Source organism: Myceligenerans indicum (genome assembly GCF_016742955.1).
Taxonomy (GTDB): Bacteria; Actinomycetota; Actinomycetes; order Actinomycetales; family Cellulomonadaceae; genus Myceligenerans; species Myceligenerans indicum.
The window spans coordinates 14,323-37,001 of sequence record NZ_JABBYC010000013.1; the positions used below are offsets into that span (position 1 = coordinate 14,323).

Consider the following 22,679-nt stretch of genomic DNA (forward strand, 5'->3'; position numbering starts at 1 on the left):
CGCGACGCGGATGCGACCTGCCCGCCGGCGGCTACGGGACCGGCCGCAGGTCCTCGCTCGTGAGGTGCCGGCGGACGGCGAGTGCCGCGGCACGCCCCGCGCGATTGCCGCCGATGGTGCTCGCGGAAGGCCCGTAGCCCACGAGCTGGACCCGTGGGTCGCGCGCCGCGGTGACGGCTGTCTGCACGTCGGAGCCGCAGGGCAGCAGGGGGATGCCGCCGTGCTCGCTGCGCAGGTGGAGCGGGGCGAGGTGGGTGACGGCAGGCCGGAAGCCGGTGGCCCACAGGATGATGTCGACGGGCTCGAAGGCCGGCCCGGCCGGGTCCGTGACGCCGTCCCAGCGCACGCCGTCGGGCTCGATGCGGGAGAACATGGGACGACGCCGCTCGTAGACGCCGAGCCGGGCGGCTTCCTGCTCCTGCGGCCGCAGCGCCAGGCCGGTGACGCTCACGACGCTCGCGGGCGGCAGGCCGGCCGTCACGCGTTCGAGCACCAGCGCGATGGCGTCGCGGCCGCTGTCCTCGTCGAAGCCGTCGCGCCAGACGGGTGCGCGCCGGGTGACCCACAGCGTGTCGGTGATCGGGCCGAGTTCGCCGAGGAACTGCACGGCGGACGCACCGCCGCCCACGACGAGCACCCTCCTGCCCCGGAAGTGGTCGGGGCCCGGGTAGTCGTGGGTGTGGAACTGCTCGCCCCGGAACGTCTCGGCACCCGGGTAGTGCGGCACGAACGGCCGTGTCCAGGTTCCGGTCGCGTTGACCAGCGTTCGGGTGAGCCAGGTGCCGGCGTCGGAACGGACCTCCAGCAGCTCACCGTCTCCGGTGACGGACCGCACGCGCACGGGACGCCGCACGGGCAGGTCGTGCTCGGCCTCGTACCGTCCGAACCAGGCGGGGACCGCCCGGTTGGCACGGTCCGCCGTACGGCCGGGCGCGGGTCCGTCCGGCAGGTCCGCCACGCCGTGGACGTCCTGCATGGTCAGCGAGTCCCACCGATGCTGCCAGGCACCACCGGGGCGGGGATCGGCGTCGAGCACGACGTGCCCGACGCCGAGCCTGCCCAGGTGGTACGACGCCGACAGGCCCGCCTGGCCCGCTCCGATCACCACCGAGTCATACACATGCACGAGGACGTCAACCACGAAGGCGTCGGTTCCATGCCCGGGTCCCGCGGACGCCGTGCGGGAGCGAGGCCACCGGCCGGCGCGTAACCCCGGCCGGCGCGCGATCCCGGCCGGCGGCCCTCCGGAGCCGCGGCCGGGGTCGCGCCGGATACCTCGTCAGGCCATCTCCGGTACGTGGAGGTGGGCGAACGCGATCTCCATCTCGTCCACGCCGTCGACGGTGGCACCGATCTCGGTGGCGACGCGCTCGCGCATGCCGGCGGCCATGTCACGGCTGGACTCGATGGCGCCCAGGGTGTCGAACGCGGCGGTGGCGACGACACGTCCGGACGCACGGTCGACCATGAGGCTGGCGCTGCAGAAGCCGTCGAGCTCCTGGATCCGCGGCAGCACGACCATCCGGAACATGTCGACGCCGTGGTCTGCCGTGCTCGGGTCGCCGCTCAGCCAGGTCAGACGCGCCCAGGAACCGTCCGGCACGGGGTGGTCGTGGTGCACGACGGCGACCTCCCACTCGTGGACCTCGCTGCCGCCCGTGGCGCCCAGGGTACGCTCCGCGCGCTCGCGCATCGGCGCCACCACGTCCGCGCTGGCCCGCATCGCTTCCTCCGACCGCCACGAGGTCGTGGCGATGGCACGGCAGATCTGCCGGTCGAACAGCAGCGACATCCCGGCGCAGCCCTCCAGGGCCGTGACGGCCGGGAAGATTTCGTCACGAGCGAGCCGCAGGCCCTCGTCGAGCATGGCGGGGTCGCCCCGCAGCTCGGAAGTACGTACGTACATGACAGGCTCCCAGCACTCAGGGCGGCGCCCGGACGGCGCTGCCGTCTCTTCCTACGTTCCGCCGCCCGGTGACCGTGGTCAAGCGGAAAGGGCCCCGGCGGGGTGGGAAGGCCGGGCACCTGGGCCCGCACCCGGTGGCTGCGGTCAGGCGGGGCAGATGTCCGCGTCCTGCGTACCCCTCGGCGCCGCCGGGGCGCCGTGGGTCAGGGGTTCCCAGGCCGTCAGGAGCTCGTTGGTGCCGAAGGTGGCCCACGACTCGTCGTGCCGCCGCGACCACGTCATCGGGCAGCCGAACCGGCCGGTCAGGACAGACAGCGCGGCAGCCGGAAGGTACTCCAGCCGGCCCTTGACCGACCCGCCGCAGAGCCAGGACGGCACCTCTCCGGTGACCGCGATCCGGGCGTGCAGCTCGAACGCGGCCGCAAGGCGCCGCCCGACGGCGCCGTACAGGTCGTCGCCCTGGATCGAGGCCGTCATCATGACGTGCGACATCGCCACGAGACCCAGGCTGGTGTGGCTGAAGTCCCGGCAGGTCTCCTGTGCGACGCCGTTCCGGAAGTCCTTCTGGCCCTGCCAGAACGCGACGATCTCGCCCTGCGTGTCATACGGGCTGCCGGACGCCTCCCGGGGCAGGTCGCCGTCGGACGTCAGATAGACGTAGGCGCGTGAGCGGTCCACGAACACCGCGAGCGCCCTGTCGTAGACGGCGCGGTCGTCCAGGAAGACGGCGATCGCGACGGCGGCCTCCGTCATCGCCAGCTCCCAGTTGCCGTTGGCGTAGTCGCGGACCGTGACCTCGGGGAGGTAGACGTCCCGCAGCATGGTCTCGAACCGTTCGACCTCGGCGTCGGGCCAGCTGTCGCTGGTGTGCCGGATGATCTCCGCCGCCCGCGCCCAGATCGCGCCCGCCCAGGCCGACTGCAGGTGGGCGTTCGTGTTGGTGTGGTCCTGGAGGGTCGCGGACCAGGCGTTCATGATCTCGATGGACTTGCGCGCGTACTTCTCGTCGCCCGTCACGAACCAGGCGAGCGCCTGGGCGTAGGCCGCGTGGGCGTCGCGGCGTTCGTCCGTGCAGCCGTTGTCGGGGTTCTGGTGGCCTCCGCACTCGACGACGGCGCGGGGTGCGGGCGTGAGGTCGAGCGCTCCCCACTCGGAGCCGGTCATGTCGGCGAAGACCCGGCTGCCGGGGTCCTCCCCCGCCTCGACGCGGCGCATCATCTCGTCGAGCAGGACCTGGTCGACGAAGACTCCGGGATGGACGAAGCCGGCGTCGCCGGAGCCGGAGGCGCCGGCTTCCCGGGGTGCGGGCTTGACGTCGACCACCGCGTCCGGCCGCTCCGGTGTCCGCGTCACGCGGGATCCCGGCTCCGGGCTCGGCCCGGCCACGGGCTCGGCGATCGCGCGCCGTACCTCGGTCACGCCGGAGCAGCCGCTCACGACGAGCAGCAGTACGGCCAGCAGCACGGCGATGAAGGGTCGCACGCTTCGGAGCCTGCCACACACCGGGGAGCCGGTCGATCGAGAACGATCTTTCGTGCGTGCCGACCGAATGGTGAAACCATGTCGTACCACCCGACGAAAAGGGTATTCACCAGCAGGAACGGCGATCGCCTGCAGCCGTCTGGGCCCCGCTCAGCTCGTCAGGACCACGAGCTGCTGTGTCGCACGGGTCATCGCGACATAACGGTCGACGGCCCCCTCGATCCCGGTCCCGAACGCCTCCGGGTCCACCAGGACCACCAGGTCGAACTCGAGCCCCTTGACGGTCCGCGGCGTCAGCGACCGGACCCGGTCCGTCTCCTCGAAGGTGGGGTCACCGACGACGCACGCGGTCCCCTCGGCGTGCTCGTCGAGCCAGGCCGCCAGGACGGCGTCCAGCTCCGCGGCCGGCGCGTACCGCACCGGGACTCCCGTGCCACGGACCGACGTCGGCACGTTGGCGTCCGGGATCGCCTCGGTGATGACCGGTGCGGCCGCCGCCATGACCTCCTCGGGCGTGCGGTAGTTGATGCTCAGCGACGCCGTCCGGACGGAGGTGAGCCCGACCCGATCCAGCCGCTCGGTCCAGGACTCCCGGAAGCCGTGCCGGGCCTGGGCCCGGTCCCCGACGATCGTGAAGCTCCGTGACGGGCACCGGGCCAGGAGCATCTGCCATTCGGCGTCGGTCAGCTCCTGGGCCTCGTCCACGACGACGTGCGCGAACGGGCCGGCGAGCCGGTCCGGGTCGACGGCGGGCAGGGCGGCGTCGTCGACCAGGGCGCCGCGCAGGTCCTGGCCGCGCAGCATCGACATCACCCCCAGGTCCGAGTCGTCGGTCGCGATCAGGTGGTCCACGACCTGGGACATGCGCTCGCGCTCGGCGGCGGCGACCGCCTCCTGCCGCCGGCGGCGCCGCGAGGCCTCGGGGTCGCCGAGCCGCAGCCGGGCCGCGTCCAGCAGCGGCAGGTCGGACAGCGTCCAGGCCTGGGCGTCGGCGCGCTGGAGCCGTCGCACCTCGTCAGGCGTGAGCGAGGGGGCGCACAGGCGCAGGTAGGCGGGGACCGACCAGAGGTCGCCGACCAGGTCGGTGGGCTCCAGCACGGGCCAGGCGCGGGCGAAGGCGCGGACCAGGTCACGGTTGGCCGCGAGCGCGCGGCGCAGGGGCGCGTCTACCGCCTCGCCCGCGATCCCGTAGGCGTCGAACTCGTCCTCGTCGCCGGCACGGTCCCCGAGGCCGGAGTCGGGATCGGCGTCGGCGAGTCTGTCGGCCAGGACGTCCACGAGTGCGTCCCAGACCTGGTCGCGTGCCTCGTTGTGGGGCGTGCCGGGATCGGCGGCCGCGAAGGCCTCGGCCCAGTCCTCGGGCGCGAGCCAGATGTCGGCCCACGGCGTCTCGACGAGCATGCCCGCGGCGGGCGGGTTCTCGTAGAGCCCCACGGCCGGCTCGACGGCCTTCACCAGGGCCGCCGACGCCTTGAGACGGGCCACCTCGGGATCACTCTCCGGGGCGGCGCGGCCCCCCTCGGGGACCAGGTCGCGCAGCGTGCAGGTCTGCACGCCCTCCTCCCCGAGGCTCGGCAGCACGTCGGAGACGTAGGCCAGGTAGGGCTGGTGCGGGCCGACGAACAGCACCCCGCCACGCCGGTGGCCGAGGCGCGGGTCGTGGTAGAGCAGGTAGGCGGTGCGGTGGAGGGCGACGACGGTCTTGCCGGTGCCCGGGCCGCCGTCGACGACGAGCGCGCCGTCCGAGCTCGCGCGCACGATCGTGTTCTGGTCGGCCTGGATGGTGCCGAGCACGTCCCGCATCCGCGGGGACCGGCTCGCCCCGAGGCTCGCGACGAAGGCGGACTGGTCGTCGAGCGCGGCGTTCCCCTCCAGGCCTTCCGGCGTGAAGACCTCGTCCCAGTAGTCGGTGACCCGGCCCCGCGCCCAGCGGTACCGGCGCCGGCTGACCAGGCCCATCGGGTCCGCGTGCGTGGCCGCGAAGAACCGTTCGGCCGCGGGGGCACGCCAGTCGACCAGCAGGCGCCGGCCGCCCCGGTCGTCACCGGGGACGGCGCCGTCTCCCGCGGCGGCCTGCGCGCCGCCCGCGGTGCCCGCACCGTCGGGAGCACCGGTGCCCGCCGCGGCGTCCACCCCGCCGGGGGCGTCGGTGAGCCCGAGACGGCCGATGTACACGGTCTCCCCGCCCGCCGTGACGATGCGGCCCAGGCACAGATCGACCCCGTAGCGCCGCAGCGTGCGCAGGCGGGAGCTGAGACGGTGGATCTCCTGGTCGCGGTCGAGCGCCTGCTGGCCGTGGCCGCCGGGCGCCCTGCGCGCGGCGTCGAGGCGGGCGGTCAGCCCGGCGACGGACCGCTCGATGCTCCCGGCGACGGCCGCCAGGTGTCGTTCGTCGTCGGCGATCAGTGCGGGGTCGTCCTTCGCCGCCAGCCGCTCGGGCAGCTCGAACACACGTGTGGTCAGGGAACTCATGGCGCTCCGGTCGCTCGTGCCCGGTCGGGGCGATGGGTGCGGGATCCCGGCGGGTTCGCGGCCTGGCGAGGCCGCGGCTCGGGTGCACCACTGTGCGACAGGAGGGGGGCCTTGCCGCAAGACCCCCTGTGCGCTATACGTTGAAAAGGGAACGGGGAACACGACGCTCCGTACCCTCGTCGTTCCCCGCAACACGTTCCCCGCAGCACGGCGCCTGCGCGCCCGCCGGCCGGAGTCAGGCCGGCAGCGGGACGGTGGGCACCAGCACCGTGGTCAGCTCCCCCGAGCCCAGGTGCACGAGCGCCTTCCCGGGCGCCACCTGTGACGACACGGCCGATCTCGGCAGGCTCGCGCCCACCAGGTCGCCGTCGAACCGGTCCTGCGGACTGAGCAGCGCGCCGCGCCGGTGCTTCTTGGCGTCGACCTGCCACCCGGAGAACCCGCTCGCGACCTCCGACGCGTCCCCGCCGAGCACGAGCGCGCGCCGGTGGTCGCCCGCGGTCCGGAACCAGGAGCGCAGCCAGCCCTTGGCGGGGCAGTCGGCCACCAGCTCGCCGTCGTCCACGACGAGCACCACCGGCGTGCCCGCCGGGTCGAGGTCCGGGTCGAGGTGCGGGGCCAGCGCACCCTCGGTGACGTCGTCAGGGTCCGTGAGCACGGTACGCACGCCGTCGCGCCCCGCGAGGTCTCGCAGCGGGCTCGCGCGCGGGGCGATCACCACCAGTTCGGTCCCGCCTCGCAGCAGAGACTCGGCCATCGCGGCGAGCATCGTCGACCGGCCGGACCGCGCCGGCCCCACCACCAGGAACGACGGCGCGTCACCGGCCAGGTCCGCGCCCAGCGCGGTCAGGTCGTCGCCGCCCACCCCGAGCATCGCCCACATCGGGCGAGCCGCCTCCGGGCCGGCGTAGCGGTAGGCGTCGTCCAGCGTGACGGTCGTGGGCAGGTCGTCCACGCGGAACGGTCCGGTACCCGGCGGCACCGTCTCCCGCTGCCGGACCGCCCCCGCGAGCTCGCGCGCCGCGGCGCTCTGCGCCCGGCCGGCGGGGTCCTCCCCGAGGATCGCGACCTGCGTCTCGAGACCGCTGCCGCCGCGGTACGCCCGCCCGGGCGGGACCTCCTCGGGAAGCTTCTTGTGGTTGATCCCGGCCATCCCGTAGTCGAACCGGTCGGTGAGGCGCAGCACGACGACGTCGTCGGTCAGCACGCTCATGCGGCTGGAGAGCAGGCTGCGGTCACCGGCGACCACCAGATGGACGCCGGCGCTCGCGCCGTCGCGCAGGAGCTCGGTGACGGCGTCCAGGAGAGCGCCGTTGTCGGAGTCGCCGTAGGTGCTGACGAAGTTCTCCCACCGGTCGACCAGCACCAGGATCCGCGGCAGCCGCTCGCGGGGCCCGGCGGTCTCCCGCTGCTCGGTGACGTTCGCGAAGTTCCCGTCCGCGAGGACCTTCTGCCGCCGCCCGAGCTCCGCCCGCAGGCGGGTGAGCAGTCGCCGCACCCGGTCCTCCTGCCCGCGCTGCACGACGGCGCCGGTGTGCGGCAGCTCGTCCAGGACCGCGAGCGCCCCGTTGCCGCAGTCGATGGCGTACAGGTGCAGGTCGGTCACGCGCAGGGCGGCCGCGGCCGCGAACGCCGTCGTGCGCAGGGCCGTGGAGCGCCCGCTGCCGGGTGCCCCGACGACGTAGCGGTGCCCGAACTCGTCCAGGTCGATGACGGAGGGCCCCTGCCGCTGGGCGGACGGCTCGTCCTCCAGGGCCCAGGCGAACCGGGCCGTGCCGCCGGGTTCCGGGACGGGGCCGCCCGGCCGCGACGGTCCGGGCCCAGACGTGTCGGGCTGTGACGCGTCGGGCTGTGACGTGTCGGGCCGCGGTACGTCGGTCAGGGAGAGCAGCGTGGGCAGGGCCGGCAGCCAGGGTCTGCGCGGCTCGGTCCACCCTCCGGCGGCGGCCGCGTCGCGCAGCGTGTCCACGAGCGCCGCCAGGTCGGTCCCGGTCTCCTGCCGGCGTTCGGTCCGGCGGCGGCGCGGCACGGCTCCTCCCAGGCCCGTGACCGGGACGCGGGCGACGAACGGCGGCGGGATCTCGGCGGCGTCGGCCCGGCTCAGCCGCCGTCCGCCCACCCGGGCGGACTGGAACGGGATGAGGGACGCGTGGCCGAGGCGGGCGTAGGCCCGGCCGGGCTGGGACCCCGAGATCTCGGCGGCCTCGGGCGAGTCGATGACGTCCTGGGACTCCCCCTTGTCCGTCATCCGCAGGGCCACCCGCAGGTTGGTGTTGGCCCGGATCTCCGGGGAGACGACGCCGGACGGGCGCTGCGTGGCCAGGATGAGGTGGATGCCCAGGGACCGGCCCCGCTGGGCGATGTTGACCAGGCCGGTGACGAAGTCGGGCAGTTCCCGGGCCATGGACGCGAACTCGTCGATCACGATGAGCAGGCGGGGCAGCGTGGGTCCGTCGTGGCCGCGCCGCTGCGCGTCCAGGTAGTCCTCCAGGTCCTTGGCGCCGGCGGCGGCCAGGACGTGCTCGCGGTGGGTGAGCTCGGCCCGGAGGGAGTCCAGGGCGCGTTCCACCAGGTGCGTGTCCAGGTCGGTGACCATGCCGACGGTGTGCGGCAGGTGCTCGCACCGGCTGAACGCCGCGCCGCCCTTGTAGTCCACGAGCACGAAGTTCATCGTCTCGGGCGTGTTCACCACGGCCAGGGAGGCGACGACGGTCTGCAGGAACTCCGACTTCCCGGACCCCGTGGTACCGCCCACGAGGGCGTGCGGCCCGTCCTTGACGAGGTCCAGCCCGAAGGGCCCGTCCAGCGAGACGCCGACGGTGGCCAGGGTGCTGCCGGCGGTGCCGACACCCTTCCAGCGGGCCACGAACTGGTCGGCGTCGGCGTCCTCGATGCCCAGCACCTCCACGAGGCGGGCGGAGTCGGGGATCATCCCCTCGCTCCCGGCGGCGGTGACGTCCTGGACGGCGGCGACGGCACGGGCGACGGGCTCGTACCAGTCGTCGGCGACCTCGTCGGCGGTCACGGTGCGCAGGTCGTCGGTGTCCTGGCGGCGCAGTGTCATCCCACCGTCGGCCCGGGCCTGCGCGACGGCGGTGCACTCCTCCGGCAGGAGCTGCTCGTCGCCGTCGAGGCACACGACGCTGACGCCGACGGCGGGCCCGTCACGCAGGATCGCCACCACGCCCGGCAGGGTGCGCAGGCGCCGGGCGCCGTCGAGCACGACGACCACCTGGGGTCCGAACGCGGCCTTGCCGCCGCCGATCCCCTCGGTGGCCGCGCGCCGCTGGGTGATGAGCGCGTTGACCTCGGCGACACGGGCCGCCAGCGTCTCCGTGGTGGTGCCGAACAGGGCGACGGCGTCCTGCCCGAGTCCGGGGCGGGCGTGCGGCAGCCAGGCCGCCCACGCCCACTGCTCGACGTGCTCCGGGCTGGTGAGGAGATAGATCTGGACGTCGCGCGGGCTCTGCAGGACCCCGAGCTGCCCCACGATCCAGCGGGCACGGCGCCGCGGCCAGTCCCCCGGCCCGGCGATCCCCACCACCCCGGCCTCGCGCAGCGACACCGTCACGGGGACGGAGCGGACGGTCGCACGAGTCGTGCGCCGGTGTTCCGGCTCGGCCATGTCCTCGACCTCGACCCGACCGGTGGCGTCCGCCAGGCCGAGGCGGACGGCCAGGTGGTCGGCGTCGGTGTCGCGCCGTTCCCACAGGCGGCGGGTCGGTGTCGTCGCGATGACCCGCAGCTCCGCCGCGCCGGGGCTGGACAGTCGGCGCAGGTGCTGCTCGCGCCGGACCGCGTCGAGGACCTCCGCCTCCAGCGCGGCTCGCTCCCGCGCGTGCTGCCGCAGGCGTTCGGCATGCGTGGTGCGCCCGTTGCGTTTGTTCATCCACCAGTTGCCCAGGCCCATGAGGGGTGAGGCCAGGGCGAACGCGAGGTAGTAGGGCGAGCGGAAGACCAGCGCCATGGTGACCCCGAGGACCGCGGGCATCGCCATGGCGAGCCACGGCAGCGGGTTCCGTGCGGGTGGGCGGGGCTCGGCCGGCAGGCGGAAGCGGGTGGCCGGCATCGGGGGCAGCAGGCGGGGCGGACGGTTGTAGTCGAGCGTTCCCGGCTCCTTGCCCGGCCGCAGGTCGGCGTCGGCGCGTGTGGCGGGCTGCACGGTGAGCACGCTCGGGCCGATGCGCACCTGCGTACCGGGGGGCCAGGACACGTCCTGGTCCCCGAGCGGCTCAGCGAGACGGTCGTGCAGGACGCTCTGAGCCGCGGACCGCGGGTCCGGCAGGCGCCGGACGCTCACGCGCCCGTCCAGCGCGACCACGACGGCCAGCGCCGCGAGCCCGCCCTCGTGCCGCTCGTCGACGCGCACCCGTCCGTCCGGCGCCACCTGCAGGACCGACTCGCCCACGCCCAGCCGCACGACGGCGCCGGCACCGGCGCCACCGGTCACGCACAGGTCGACCGGGCCCCCCGCAGCCGCCCCGAGAGCGGGCCCGGGCGGCAGGAACGTGACCACCGCGCCGTCGCGCAGCCCGGCGTCGGCCACCGGCATCACCTCGGCCTCGGGCCGGTCCTGGGGGCCGCCGGCCGGGACGACCTGGCGTCCGTCGAGGAACATCGCGCTGCCCGGTGCCGCCCCGACCTCCGCCCCCAGCCGCTCGGCGAGGTCGGCGGGCCTCGTGGCCTCGTCCACGTCCAGCGACAGCAGCGCCTCGCGCGCGCCGTGCCGCGCCGTGATCAGTACCCGCATCTCATGCCTTCGTCCGGCGGGCCGCCGTCTGCTCGTCGAACCGGACGTCCGGCAGGAAGCCGCTGCGCAGCCAGCCGTCCTCACCCGCCGTGAACCGCCACCGGGCGGCCGGGGCGGCGCCGAGCACGATCACGACCCAGCCGAACCGCAGGTCCGCGAACCGCGCGGCCAGCATCTCCTGCTGCTCGACGGCGGGCGGCCGGGAGAGCACCAGCACACCGCCCTCGCCGAGGACCAGCTCGGGCGTCACCTGCTCGATGCCGGCCACGTGCTCGGCCGCCTCCTGCTGCGGCAGTCCGTTGCCGACCATCACGACGCGCGGATCGGCCGACCACGGGTTCGTGGTGAGTTCGCCCAGCCAGCGGCGCAGCACCTCGTGCCGGGCCCGGGTGGGGCCGTCGAGGCCGATGATGCCTCGCGCCTGCGCGAAGTCGATCAGGACGCGACCGCTCTCCCCGACGCCGACGGTGACCAGCCGGGAGTACCGGCCGGTCGGGGCGGACGACGCCGGCTCGGTCTGCAACCGCCCGATCTGCGCCGACCAGCTCGCACCGTCCTCGCTCACCACCCACGGGGCGGGTGCCGGCGTGGCCGGGTTGTGCAGCCGCAGCCGCATCACCGCTCCCTCGACGAACACCCCCGCGAGGTCCGGCACGTCCACGCCGTCACGCTCGCACCCGGCCATGAGCACCCGCAGCGCACGGTCCACCATCCAGGCCGACGACGTGTCGGTGCGCAGCAGGCTGTCGTCGAACGGCTCCTCCTGCCGCGCCGTCCGGCGACGTCGCAGCACGAACCAGACGCCGGCCGCGGCGCCGACGAGCAGCACCCCGGCCCCGACCGCGACCGCGAGCGCCGCCCCCGGGGAGCCCGCGGTGCTCGTCTCCGCACCGGGGGCCGGGGAGCCGCCCTCGTCCTCGGCCGTGGGGGACGGGTCCGCCGCGGACGGCACGGGGAGCGGGCCGTGCTCGACGCCCTCTCCCTCGGCGTCCGGCGGAAGCTGGAGCACCCAGCCCAGGTGGACGACCTCGGGGTCCGTGAGCGCGCCCCCGTCCGGCTGGGGACGTCCCTGGTTCAGTTCGAGGATCTCGGGCCACCGCTCGCCGTCGCCCAGGAGTTCCTCGGCGATGAGGTAGAGGTACTCGACCTCGCCCTCCGGTGTGCGTCCGACGACGTGGTACGGGACGGCGTCGTCGAGAGCACCGGTCTCCCCGGTGGCGGGCGGGGTGCCCGCCGGCGTGCCGGCCGACGGCGTGCCGGCGGCTCCGGCCGCCGAGACCCCGTCCGGCAGCGGGCCGTGCCGGATCCCCTCCCCCTCGGCGTCCTCGGGCATCCGCAGCACCCAGCCGGGCAGCAGGACCTCCGGGGTCGTGACGACGCTGCCGTCGGCCTGACGACGTCCCTCGTTGAGCTCGAAGATCTCGGTGTACCGTCCTCCGTCGCCCAGGTACCGCTGGGCGATCTCGAAGAGGAACTCGGGTTCGCCGTCGCCCTTGTCCTGCACGACGTAGTACGTGACGCTCTCGCCGTCGTCCTGTGCGAAGGACGGGACCTCCTGCACGGCGGCCGCGGCCTCCTGTGCGGCTGCCGGAATCCCTCCGGCGAGGAGCAGAGCGGCGATCGCCGCGGCGGCCGCGGCGATCAGGTTTCGGATTCGGGACACGGGTGCTCCGGGTGCTGGAAGATCGTCAGGTACGGGGTGGGGCCGATCCGGGGACGGCCCGGTCCGGCAGGGTCAGGGGGCTCGCGCCGGGGCCGGCCCACCGGAAGGTGCCCATCACGGCGTCGAAGAAGAGGACCAGAGCCTCGGCGAGCCTCTCGGAGTCCTCGCTGTTCCAGACCGTGCTGAAGGACAGGACGAGCCACTCGCCGAGCGCCTCGTCGCGGGAGACGGCGTACACGACCTGGTGGGTGGACAGCTCGGGGACGTCGCCGTCGCGCCGCACCGCGTGCTCGGTGTGCGCCAGGCGCACTCCCGGACGCCCGTCGAGCTCGACGAGGTCGCTCTCCTCGTAGCCGTCGGTGAGGAGTCCGGCGGCGACCTCGACCGGGTTCGCCCCGGCGTCGCTCACGAGTTCCACCTCGGTGATCGAGGCGGGGACCATCACCCCGTCGAGCGGCTCGGTGGGCAGGTAGACCGCGCCGGCACCCGCGTCGACCGCCTCGGCAAGCGTGGAGTGCAAGGTGTCGCGCAGCAGGCGGCGGTGCGGCTCGGCCGTGTCCCGGGGCAGGGTGTCGGGCAGCGCACGGGCCACCACCTGCTCGATCGCGGCGTCGAGCTCCCGTGCGCGGCCCGCGCCCGTGGGGAACCGGGCCCAGCCGGGCGGGAGCAGCATGGCCCAGGCGGCGGTCGGGCCACCGGCCTGTGCGGGTGCGGTCCGTTCGGTCATGATGCGTCCCTCCGGCTGATCTTCACGGCGGGCAGCAGTTCGTCGAGCAGGTCGGACAGCACGGCGCCGAGGAACAGGTCCTGCGAGCGGCAGACCAGCACCGTGTCCGCCACGGCATCGCCGTGTTCCGTGCGGCGTCCCAGGGTCACGCTCACCCAGGCTCCGCCGGTGCCCTCGCCGACGTCGAGCCGCGTGACCCGCACACCGTCGCCGTCGGGCAGGTCCGGGTACTCGATCGTGGGCGGGACGAGCGGGGTGCCGCCCGTGGCGCCGAGCGCGGCCAGCAGGCCCGCGCCGTCGTCGTCGGAGGGCCCGGTGCCGACCGCGACCAGCACGGGGACCGGTGTGCGGCCCAGGACGCCGACCGCCGCGAGGACGCGGTTCCCGTCGGGGGCGACGCCGTCGGCGAACTCGCGCAGCCCGGCGACGGCCGCGGCGGCGATCCGCAGGCCCTCGGCACGGACGTCGTCGTCCGTGGCAGGGTCGTCGTCCGTGGCAGGGCCGGACAGGGCGGCTCGACCGTCCGGTCGGGCAGGGCCCGGGTCAGGATCCGGCCCGAGGGAGTCGGCGACGAGGGCGACGGCGTTCCGTTCCCATTCGGAGATGGTCGCGGCCGCGACGAACCCCCGTGGCGGTACGACGAGCCAGCCCGCGGGCGCCTCCACCGTCCAGGAGAAGCCGGAGCCCGGGCTCGGGTGCGTGGGGATGCTCGCCATCAGACGGGGTTCTCCGAGTAGAGGCCGCTGTAGTCGGCGTCCTTCCACCAGTCGAAGCTGCTGCGCAGGTCGTCCGGGCCGAAGTTCGTCGGCGTCACGGCCTGGCCCCACAGCGAGGTGAACCAGCCGAAGCTGAACGCCGCCGGGCCCACGTACATCCACCACCGGACCGGGAACGAGCTCGCCGAGCCCAGCAGGTTGCCGATCGTGGCGTTGATCTTGCCGAGGTCGTTGATGTCGTTGAGGCCGATCACGCGGTCCCAGCGCCAGTTGCCCGCGAACACGTCCTTGAACCGGCTCGCCTCGACCTGCCAGTACCTCGGGTTGGTCACCTGCCACCACGGTGGCTTGACGCTCGTCCTTCCCGCGAACTGGGTCCAGCGCTCGAGGTTCGCGATCCACGTGCCCAGATCCCGCTCGACTCCCGCCTGCCACGAGCCCGGGACGGGGCGGCGCGGCACCCGGAAGATGCCCCCGCCGGTCCGGATGAAGTCCTTGAGGTTCTTCAGGGTGTGGACGCGGCCCCAGGCCGCCTCCAGCGCCCTGCCGCCGGTGAGGCCGGCGCCCTGGGCGCCCTTGAGCGCCTTCGTGGCGATCGCCCCGACGCCGACCAGTCCCAGGCTCACCACGCCGAGGATGACGCTGAGCCAGCTCCCCTCGCCCTGCGCCGCGAGCACGAGGCTGAAGACGGTCGAGGCCACGGTGACCACGACGCCGAGCAGGGTGACCAGGCCCAGGCCGGGGATCAGGACCGCCAGGACGGCGAGCGCGATGCCGATGTATCCCAGGATCTCCACGAGCTTCTTGAGGACCTGGTTGAGCCGGAAGACGAAGGCGTCCCAGCCGCTCGTGTGCAGTCCGTCGCTGCCCCAGTTCTCGCGGATCCTGGCCGCCGCGCTCTCGGCGGCCGCCTGCAGGGCGCCCAGGGCGTTCGTGGCGCGGGTCCGGGCGTCGGCGAGCGCGCTGTCGGCCCTGCCGATGGCCGCCGAACGGTCCGACGAGTCCTGGCGCTCCTGGGGCGTGAGCGGGGGCGCGTCCTCGGGACGTTCCTCGTTGACGGGGTCGGGCATGCCCTCCGCGGAGCCGAGCGCCCTCTGGGCGTCCTCGGCGGCGGCCAGGGCGGTACCGGTCTCCGACCGCGCGCTCGCCAGGGCAGGCCGGTAGCCGACGATCGCGTCCCGCACGTCGGCGTACCGCCCCGCCGCCTTGTCGAGCGAGCCGGCCGACTCGCGGGCCCGCTTGCGCATCGCGTCCGCCGCCTGGCCCTTGAGGAGCCGTTCCTCGCCGTCCCCGATCTTCTTGAGCAGCGCTGCCTGCTCGGTCATCGCCGCGGCGATGTCCTGGTAGTGCCGGATGATCTCGTCCAGCCCCTCGGCGGCGGCGGGAACGGGGTCCGAGTCGTACCCGAGCAGGTCCCACCTCCCGTCACGGACCGCGCTCATCGCTTCTCCTCACTGCGGCGGAGCAGGGCTCCGCGGGTGCGGCTCGTGTCACTGCTGCGACTCGTCGTCGAACACGGCCGCCAGCTGCTCGTCGGTGTCCGTCCAGGTCTCGGCGGCCTTGTCCATCTTCTTGGTGAGGTCGTCGAGGTTGGTCTGGAGCTTCTCCCGCTTGACCCACCAGTCGTCGACGAAGTCGTCCATCGCCTTCCGCACGACGTCGTGGCCCCAGATGTCGCCGCCCTGCCACATGGCGTCCATGTGCTTGAACTCGTCGTTGATCGCCTTGAGATCCTTGGCGGAGTCCTCCAGGACGGCCTTGGTCACGATGATGTCGGCCATGGCGTCACTTGTTCAGGGCGTTGGCGAGCTCCTCGTCGGTCTTGCGCAGGGCCCCGGCCGCCTCCTTGAGGTACTGGCCGATGCCGTCCAGGCCCTCCATGAGCTGCTTGCCGCCCTTGTCCAGGTCCTTGTAGCACTCGTCGAAGCGCTTGGAGGACTTGTCGGTCACGTAGCCGTCCTGCACCAGGTTGTCGACCATGGAACGCAGCTGGTCGAGCTTGCCCTGCATGTCGGCCGCCTCCTGCTGCATGCGCGCGGCGGCGTCCTCCATCTCCTGGAAGGTCACGTTGATGTTCGGCATGACGGGTGTCCTCTCGGTGCGCAGGCGATCGATCGGGTGGAACCCGGCTATCGTCCGGAACAAGTCGAAACGGACACGCAACGCCGGGGGAACTGCATGTGAACGTTCGACACACAGAGAATCGACAAAACCGCAGGTCATGAGCCTTTCGGAGGTCGTGGGCGGCGGGGCACGCCCGGAGGCGGGCGGCGACGGGAGAACCGCGGACGACGGGGCGGCGGGAATCTCGCCGGAGCCGCCGTCGCGCCAACTACGCTGGCGGCGTGGATCAGCTGGTCGAACGTACCGACGAGGTGGAGCGGCTCGCCGCGGCGGCGGCCGGCGGCGACGCCCGCGCTCTGGACGAGCTCCTGGTGCACGTCCGCCCGGACGCGCTGCGGATCTGCGCCCGGTTCCTGCCGTGCGCCGAGGACGCCGAGGAGGCGTGCCAGGACACGCTGCTCGCACTCGCGAGCGGCATCGGCCGCTTCGAGGGGCGCTCGGCCTTCCGGACCTGGCTCTACCGCGTCGCGGCCAACCGGTCACGAAGCACGTACCAGGCGCTCCGGCGCCGGTTCGAGGCGGAGAACGCCGTTCCCCCGCCCGACCGGCCCGACCCGCGACGTACCAGCGTCGTGGCGGGCACCCGCCTGGACCTCCTCGACGGCCTGTCCGCGATCGGCGCGGCGCACGCCGAGGCGGTCGCCCTGCGGGACGTGGCAGGCATGCCGTACGCGGAGGTTGCGGCAGCGCTCGGCGTCCCCGAGGGAACGGCGAAGTCTCGGGTGCACGAGGGCCGGCGGCGCCTGCGGGCGCGGCTCGACGGCGACGGGTGAGGCGTCCGGCCACGTGCCCGGCACGCGCACGACACGCGCACGCCGTCGGGCCGCGGCCGTCAGGGCTCCGGAAGCCCTGCCGCGACACCCGATCGAGGATCCCTCCCCGCCCCGGAGCCGGGCGTGACACACATCACTCTCTTCCCACCGAACCGCGGCGCCCTCCGGGCGGACTCATGTGGTGACGGAACCCGACAGAAGGAGATCACCATGCGGTCCATCCCCCGCACCCTGCCCGCCGTGCTGGCACTCGCGCTCCCCCTGACGCTGGCGGCCTGCGGCGGCGACGGCGAGGCCGTCAGCCCGCTCAGCGGCGAGGCCGCGACCCAGGACGAGCAGACGGACGCCGCGGACGATCAGGCGGCGTCCGCGAGCCCGGGCACCGGGGCACCGATCCCCGTGGCAGGCGTCACCGAACGCACCGTGGCCCACGTCCAGGCGGACGTGACGGTCCTGTCGGCCGAGGTGTCCTACGAGACCCCCGGCAGCAAGACCGGGGACATGCCTGACGAGCTCCCCGGCGAGGTCCCCTACCTCTACGTCCAGGTCAAGGTGACCAACCGCCTCCTCAACGAGGGCCTTCTGCTGCAGGACGGCATCTACCTGGACCTCGGGACCGGCGACCTTCTCCCCAACGTCCTGAACACCGACGCGTCGGGCAACATCGATCCAGGCACGACGGCGAGCGGCTGGTACGGCTTCGAGCTCCCTGGGCCCGACGCGCCCGTCCAGGACGCGGCCCTCGTGCTCGGTGAGCTGGACCGGCGCCAGGACACCCTGCCGCTGACGGGCGAGGTGCCCGAGCCGGAGTATCCGAGGACGATCCACGTCGAGTCGCCCGGAACCGTCCTGACCGGGGAAGCCGGCGGCTCGCAGGAGCAGTGCCCGATGAGCGTGAAGATCACCGACGCCACGCTGGCCCCCTGGATCGGGTTCGACCGCGACGGCACCTCCTACCTCACCGAGCAGGCCGCAGCGGACAGCCTGATGGTGCTCCTGGAACTGGACGCGAGCACGCCGAAGGGCGCGATCAGCTGCTTCGTCGCCATCGGTGACGAGCTGCACCTGGTCGTGGACGGTGAACGGCGCGGCGACCTGCCGCAGTTCTACGAGGCCGGTGTCGTCCCGGAAGGCACCACCGACCAGCAGTTCGTCGTCTACGAGATCCCGGCCGACGCCCGGGTGGAGCTCGAATGGGGCAACCTCACCGGGAAGACGGTACTGACCGAGATCCCGGTCCCGTAGGGTCTCGCCGGGGGTACGGCGGACGTCCGGCGGACGTCCGCCGGGCCGTCATGACGTCGTCGCCTCGACGCCGGCGAGCAGCGACTCGACGAAGGACGCGGGGTCGCCGCTCGCCGGCGGGGCGATCTGGACGTAGAGCAGGCCCGCGTCCGACGGCGCGGAGCCCGCCGCCTCGACGATCGTCGGCTTCCCGCTGCGGCACGCGGCGAACGTCGCCACGGTCCAGGTGACTCCGCCGGCGTCGACCTCCGTGCTGTCCGGCTCATCGCACTGGCCGTGCACCTGCTCCGCGATGTAGGCCTCGGGTGTGGTCACGGAGCCCAGGGAGGGTGACAGACCGATGAACGCACCCGGTAGGGAGTCGTCGTCCGCCCAGCGACCGGGATCCGGTGAGACGACCAGGGCCGGCTCCAGAACGCCGTCGCCGTCCGGCCGGCCGGACCAGCCGGATCCGGCGGCCTCCCAGCCCGCCGGGAGCCGCAGGCGGACCCGCCCGTCGTCGTCGACGGCCACCGTGGACGTGTCCCGCTGCAGCCACCACACCGTCGTGGCGGCGCCGGTGACGAGGAGAACCAGAGCGGCCGCGACCACCCGGCGCCGCCGGGACCGGCGCGGTGCGGGCAGCGGCGACGACGCCGGGGCCGGCTCCGGGGCTGACTCCGGCGCCGGTGCGGGAGGTCTCGCGCCCGCCCCGGAATCCGGCTCGTCGCGCGCCGCAGCGCGTCCCGGCCGGTGACGCTCCCCGGAATCCCCGGCCGGCGAGCTGCCGGCCGGGGAACCGGTGACGGGGCCGCCGCCCGCCGCTCCCGGCGCCCGGTTCCCGATGGCTTCCGCCAGCGCGGTCGCGAAGGCCTCGGCGTCCGCGTACCGGCTCTCCGGGTCCTGGGCGGTCGCCGTGCGGAGCACGGCCGCGACCGCCGACGGAACTCCGCGGCGCAGCCTCCGACGGCCCTCCACGGCACCGACCGTGACGGCGGGCGCGTCGCCGACATCCGCACGGGCTCCCGTCGGACCCTCCGCCGTGGTGTCGGACGGGAGATCGGGCTCGGTATCGGGCTCGGTATCGGGCGTGGTATCGGGCGTGGTCAGAAGCACGACGCCGAGGCGGCCGAGCGCGTACACGTCCGTCCGGCGGTCGACCGTGGCGAGCGGATGGTCCTGCTCGGGCGCCATGAACCCCGGGGTCCCCGCTCGGGCCGTGAGCCCTGACGTCGCCGCGAGCTCCTTCGCGAGCCCGAGATCGGCCACGAGCACCTGTTGCGGCCCTGTCGGCCGGTTGCGGAAGAGCACGTTCCCGGGAGTGAGGTCGCGGTGCACGATCTGCGCGTCGTGCAGCACCTGCACCCCTGAGGCGATCTGCGCCAGCAGCCACAGACACAGCTCCACCTCGAGCGGGCCGGACTCGAGCCGGTCGCGCAGGCTCCCCCCGTCGGCCCAGCCGAGGACCACGTACGGACGGCCGTCCGGCAGTTCGTCGAAGGCATGGACCCGCACCAGATGGTCGTCCTCGAGCCGCCACAGCAGGCGCGCCTCCTCGACGAAGCGCTCCCGCACCCGCAGGTCATGACTCCAGTTCTCGGCCAGCACCTTGATCGCCACACGGGCATCGAGCACCTCGTCGTGGCCGAGCCAGACCGTCGCGAACGACCCTGCGCCAAGCACCCGCTCGATGCGATAGCGGCCGATGCGCTCAGGATGCTCCATGGTCAGAAGGCTATCGACCGGACCGGAGGAGACCGGGTGAAAGCCTGCCCGTCGGCACACGAGGCGGGCAGGCCGCTCACGTCGCGGAGGACGGCACGACGGCGGCCGCGGGCCTTCCGCGCACCGTTCGTGCCACCCACCGCGAGGTGGATGCCCCGGCGGACCGGTCAGCAGGTGGGGTAGAACGGCCGGTCGCGGAACCGCCGCTCGACGAACGTGACCACGCTCGGGGCGGCCGTCGCCATCGTGGTGACATGCTCCCCCAGGTGCCACTGCCAGTACACGCCGGCGCCCGCCGCGCAGTACTCGTCGCGCAGCGTCACGGCCTGGCCCCGTGGCACGATCTCGTCGAACAGCCCGTGGTAGAGGAAGATCGGTACGTCGGGCGGGTTGCCCCCCGCGCGGTTCTGGCCGAACCGCGCCTGCCACGCGTCCGTGTGGCGCGGGTCCGCGTCGGTGTAGACGTCGATGTCCTGCAGCGCATACGCGAGCGCCATGTCGACGCACGCGTCCTGCGCCTCCTCGTACAGGCGCTCTCCCCGCTCGTTGAGGTAGGCGTGCAGGTCCAGGTCAGGGTAGGCGGCGTCGTACCCGAACGCGGCGAGCAGCATGAACCCGAACCCGACCCCGCCGTTCAGCCGCTCCGACACCGCGGTGAGGTCTGCGGGTACCCCGCCGGCCGCCACCCCGACGACGTCGAGCTCCGGTGCGTACGTCTGCCACAGCTCACCCGCCCAGACGGCACCGCCGCCTCCCTGCGAGTAGCCGGCGATCGCCACCTTGCCGCCGGGCTCCAGCCCGGACTCGGTCAGGTTCGTCGCCGCGCGCACCATGTCGAGCACCACGCGGCCCTGCGACTGGCCGACCATGTAGGTGTGCAGGCCGGGCGTCCCCAGACCCTCGTAGTCGGTGATCACCACCGCATACCCCTTGAGCAGGAAGGGCTCGATGAGCGGCCGCTCGTAGTCCAGCCAGCGCGACGGCGCGCAGTCGTCGCCGATGCCCCGCGTCCCCGGAGCCACGGTCACGATCGGGCGCGGCCCCTCGCCGTACCAGGCGTGATGCGGCACCAGGACCCGCCCGGTCACGGGGATGTCCTGACCGGTGGCGTTCGTCGAGTGGTACATGACCATCCAGGTGCGCGCGTCCAGGCCGACAGCCTGCTCGCGGACCTTGATCAGCTCACCGTCCGCGCCGTCGCCCAGGTCTGCCGGCGGGTCGTAGAAGGGGTCGGGCGGGACGGGAAAGATCGTGCCGGACCGGTAGACGCCGTCGTCGTCGGGCACGGCGGCCGACGACGGGTCGGTGAGCTCGCCCGTGCCGGGATCGGTGGGCGCGGGGTCTGACGGTGCAGGATCGGACGAGGAGCCGACGGCGGACTGGGTGACGGCGGCGGACGAGGTGCCGGCGGCGGACGAGGTGCCGGCGGCGGATGAGGTGCCGGCGGCGGATGAGGTGCCGGCGGCGGCGTCCAGGAGCATGGCGTCGGCGTGGGTGGCACCGGCGGGCGCTGCCGCGTGGGTGGCATTGGCGGCGTGTGCGGCGGTCGGCACGAGTGGCAGGACGAGGGCCGCGGCCGTCGCCAGAGCGAGTCCGTGACGCCGGGATCTCCGGGCGCCGCCAGGGGCACGGTGTCGAGAAGGGTGTCTGTCCAACATGGATGCCTCTCCTTCGAGGTCGTCCTCGGACACTCGGCGCTGAGCGTCCGGCCCGGCGAGCCGAGCGCTACTTACTGTAACTACAATAAGTAGCGCCGCCAAGACGTCACCGCAGGTCCGGCCATCGGAGAGGACTGCTCCGCGGCCAGCGGCGGCGGCTCACGGGCCGCGGGCCGCGGGCCGCGGGCCGCGGGTTTCGGCCAACGGGCAGCGGGCCGCAGGTTTCGGGCCGCAGGTTTCGGGCCGCAGGTTTCGGGCCGCGGGTTTCGGGCCGCAGGCTACTGACAGCAGCGGGCAGCACGCAGCGGGCCACGGGCTACTGGCAGCACGTGGGTGCGGGCCGCGGCGCAGGCGGTGTCAGACGGACGTCATCGGGGCAGGCTCAGGGCCTTCGGAGCCGCCGGCGCGCGTTCGGCGCGCTCCACGAGGGCTGCGGCGGCGGCCGCGAGAGGGACGAGCACCAGGTTGCCGAGCAGCATCGTGCGGAAGAAAGGCAGGCCGGCAACGTAGGACGCGAGGAGCCCGTCCAGGCCCGGCGCGTAGAACGTACCTCTCGCCTGCAGCCACACACCGAAGTTGGTCCACAGGAAGAACCAGATCGAGCCTCCCACCCCGAGCCCGAACGCAGCCCCGAGGCGGCGCCACCCCGCGCTGCGCCGCACGAGCAGCGCCCCGGCGCCGATCACAGCCCAGGCCGTCCAGGTGAACACCAGGATCGACGTGTTGCCGAGCAGCGCATCGCTCACCGCGGCAGCGGCGAACGGCACCAGCACGGCCGCGCGATGCCGCAGGATGACGGCCGTGAAGAACGTCGCCGCGGTGATCAGCTCCAGGTTCGGTGGCGCGCCCAGATCCGCGCGCACCAGCCGCCACACCACCGCGAGCGCCACGACGGCGACCGCGAGCGCCGGCCGCCACCAGCGCCGGGCGAGCTCCGCGAGCGTCAGGTCGCGTGCAGGTGCCGCGTCGACGGCGGACCGGGCGCCCCGCATCAGAACGTCTCCAGCTTCCAGGTGATCTCCTGGCCGTCCTCGGTCTCGAGCGCGCCGGCGCCCTCCGTGGCCTGCTCGCCGTCCACGTAGAGCGCCCAGAACTCGTTCTCGCCGTCGTCCGCGGTGTAGCCGCAGATGGCGGTGACGAAGGCCATCTCGCCCTCACCGCTGGTCTCGGCGCTCGGGTCGTTCTCCAGCAGCAGATCGAGAGCGGTCTCGCCGTCCTCGCCCGCGTAGGTGAAGTCTTCCTTCTCGGAGCAGGCCAGGGCGAGGCCGCCGGGAGCGGACGCGGTGGGATCGGCCTCGTCGTTGCCCTCGCCGCCGGAACCGCAGGCCGCAAGGAGCGCGACGGCAGCGGCCGCGGCGAGCATCTTCAGGGACGGGACGGTGGTGCTTTGCATGGTCACGGGACAATCGTAGGAACGAGGACGGCCTGAGCGCACATGTGTCTCGCGAACCGCCCCGCG

17 protein-coding genes are annotated in these 22,679 nt (G+C 73.8%); 2 read left to right on the plus strand and 15 right to left on the minus strand.

All coding sequences use genetic code 11. The features are described 5' to 3' along the window. Positions 1-31: 31 nt before the first annotated feature. The 11 genes from HGK34_RS09730 to HGK34_RS09780 form a co-directional block, all read right to left on the minus strand. Positions 32-1,126 carry an NAD(P)-binding domain-containing protein gene (locus HGK34_RS09730; RefSeq protein WP_201846740.1) on the minus strand — a complete coding sequence of 365 codons (1,095 nt, stop codon included), beginning with the start codon at positions 1,124-1,126 and terminating at the stop codon, positions 32-34. A 153-nt stretch (positions 1,127-1,279) separates the two neighbouring features. Further along, a complete protein-coding gene (locus tag HGK34_RS09735; protein ID WP_201846615.1) occupies positions 1,280-1,906 on the minus strand; it encodes a hypothetical protein in 627 nt (208 codons plus the stop codon). A gap of 144 nt (positions 1,907-2,050) precedes the next feature. Then, positions 2,051-3,388 (minus strand): alginate lyase family protein, encoded by a 1,338-nt coding sequence (locus tag HGK34_RS09740; protein WP_201846617.1) that lies wholly within the window; start codon positions 3,386-3,388, stop codon positions 2,051-2,053. A 150-nt stretch (positions 3,389-3,538) separates the two neighbouring features. Next, a complete protein-coding gene (helR, locus tag HGK34_RS09745) occupies positions 3,539-5,860 on the minus strand; it encodes an RNA polymerase recycling motor ATPase HelR (RefSeq protein ID WP_201846618.1) in 2,322 nt (773 codons plus the stop codon). Positions 5,861-6,095: 235 nt separating this feature from the next. Further along, entirely contained in the window at positions 6,096-10,610 is a 4,515-nt protein-coding gene (locus tag HGK34_RS09750; protein WP_201846620.1) for an FtsK/SpoIIIE domain-containing protein, read from the minus strand. A gap of 1 nt (position 10,611) precedes the next feature. Next, positions 10,612-12,273, minus strand: coding sequence for a hypothetical protein (locus HGK34_RS09755; RefSeq protein WP_201846622.1), 1,662 nt, complete (start codon positions 12,271-12,273; stop codon positions 10,612-10,614). Positions 12,274-12,298: 25 nt separating this feature from the next. Next, positions 12,299-13,000: a hypothetical protein gene (locus tag HGK34_RS09760; RefSeq protein WP_201846624.1), complete on the minus strand. Its 702-nt coding sequence runs from the start codon at positions 12,998-13,000 to the stop codon at positions 12,299-12,301. Next, on the minus strand, positions 12,997-13,716 hold the full coding sequence (locus HGK34_RS09765; RefSeq protein WP_201846626.1) for a hypothetical protein: 720 nt from the start codon (positions 13,714-13,716) through the stop codon (positions 12,997-12,999). Before HGK34_RS09765 ends, HGK34_RS09760 begins: the two co-directional genes overlap by 4 nt. After that, a complete protein-coding gene (locus HGK34_RS09770) occupies positions 13,716-15,158 on the minus strand; it encodes a hypothetical protein (RefSeq protein ID WP_201846628.1) in 1,443 nt (480 codons plus the stop codon). Before HGK34_RS09770 ends, HGK34_RS09765 begins: the two co-directional genes overlap by 1 nt. 48 nt (positions 15,159-15,206) lie before the next feature. Continuing rightward, positions 15,207-15,497, minus strand: a complete 291-nt coding sequence (locus tag HGK34_RS09775; RefSeq protein WP_201846630.1) for a hypothetical protein — start codon at positions 15,495-15,497, stop codon at positions 15,207-15,209. A gap of 4 nt (positions 15,498-15,501) precedes the next feature. Further along, complete coding sequence (locus HGK34_RS09780; RefSeq protein ID WP_201846632.1) at positions 15,502-15,798, minus strand: WXG100 family type VII secretion target; 297 nt, start codon at positions 15,796-15,798, stop codon at positions 15,502-15,504. A gap of 263 nt (positions 15,799-16,061) precedes the next feature. On the opposite strand from HGK34_RS09780, the gene HGK34_RS09785 reads away from it, so the two are divergent. Together HGK34_RS09785 and HGK34_RS09790 are read left to right on the plus strand one after the other, a co-directional pair. Continuing rightward, positions 16,062-16,613, plus strand: coding sequence for an RNA polymerase sigma factor (locus HGK34_RS09785; RefSeq protein ID WP_201846634.1), 552 nt, complete (start codon positions 16,062-16,064; stop codon positions 16,611-16,613). A gap of 210 nt (positions 16,614-16,823) precedes the next feature. Continuing rightward, complete coding sequence (locus HGK34_RS09790; RefSeq protein ID WP_201846636.1) at positions 16,824-17,858, plus strand: hypothetical protein; 1,035 nt, start codon at positions 16,824-16,826, stop codon at positions 17,856-17,858. Positions 17,859-17,906: 48 nt separating this feature from the next. Here HGK34_RS09790 and HGK34_RS09795 read toward each other — a convergent pair whose 3' ends face one another. The 4 genes from HGK34_RS09795 to HGK34_RS09810 all read right to left on the minus strand — a co-directional run bounded on the left by HGK34_RS09795 (position 17,907) and on the right by HGK34_RS09810 (position 22,613). Beyond that, a complete protein-coding gene (locus HGK34_RS09795) occupies positions 17,907-19,562 on the minus strand; it encodes a serine/threonine-protein kinase (protein WP_201846638.1) in 1,656 nt (551 codons plus the stop codon). A 167-nt stretch (positions 19,563-19,729) separates the two neighbouring features. Beyond that, positions 19,730-21,220: a lipase family protein gene (locus HGK34_RS09800; RefSeq protein ID WP_201846640.1), complete on the minus strand. Its 1,491-nt coding sequence runs from the start codon at positions 21,218-21,220 to the stop codon at positions 19,730-19,732. A 368-nt stretch (positions 21,221-21,588) separates the two neighbouring features. After that, the gene (locus HGK34_RS09805) at positions 21,589-22,212 is read right to left on the minus strand and encodes a DUF6580 family putative transport protein (protein WP_201846642.1); all 624 of its coding nucleotides are present in this window, start codon (positions 22,210-22,212) and stop codon (positions 21,589-21,591) included. Further along, positions 22,212-22,613 carry a DUF4430 domain-containing protein gene (locus HGK34_RS09810; RefSeq protein ID WP_244666597.1) on the minus strand — a complete coding sequence of 134 codons (402 nt, stop codon included), beginning with the start codon at positions 22,611-22,613 and terminating at the stop codon, positions 22,212-22,214. Before HGK34_RS09810 ends, HGK34_RS09805 begins: the two co-directional genes overlap by 1 nt. Between the last annotated feature and the right edge of the window lie 66 nt (positions 22,614-22,679).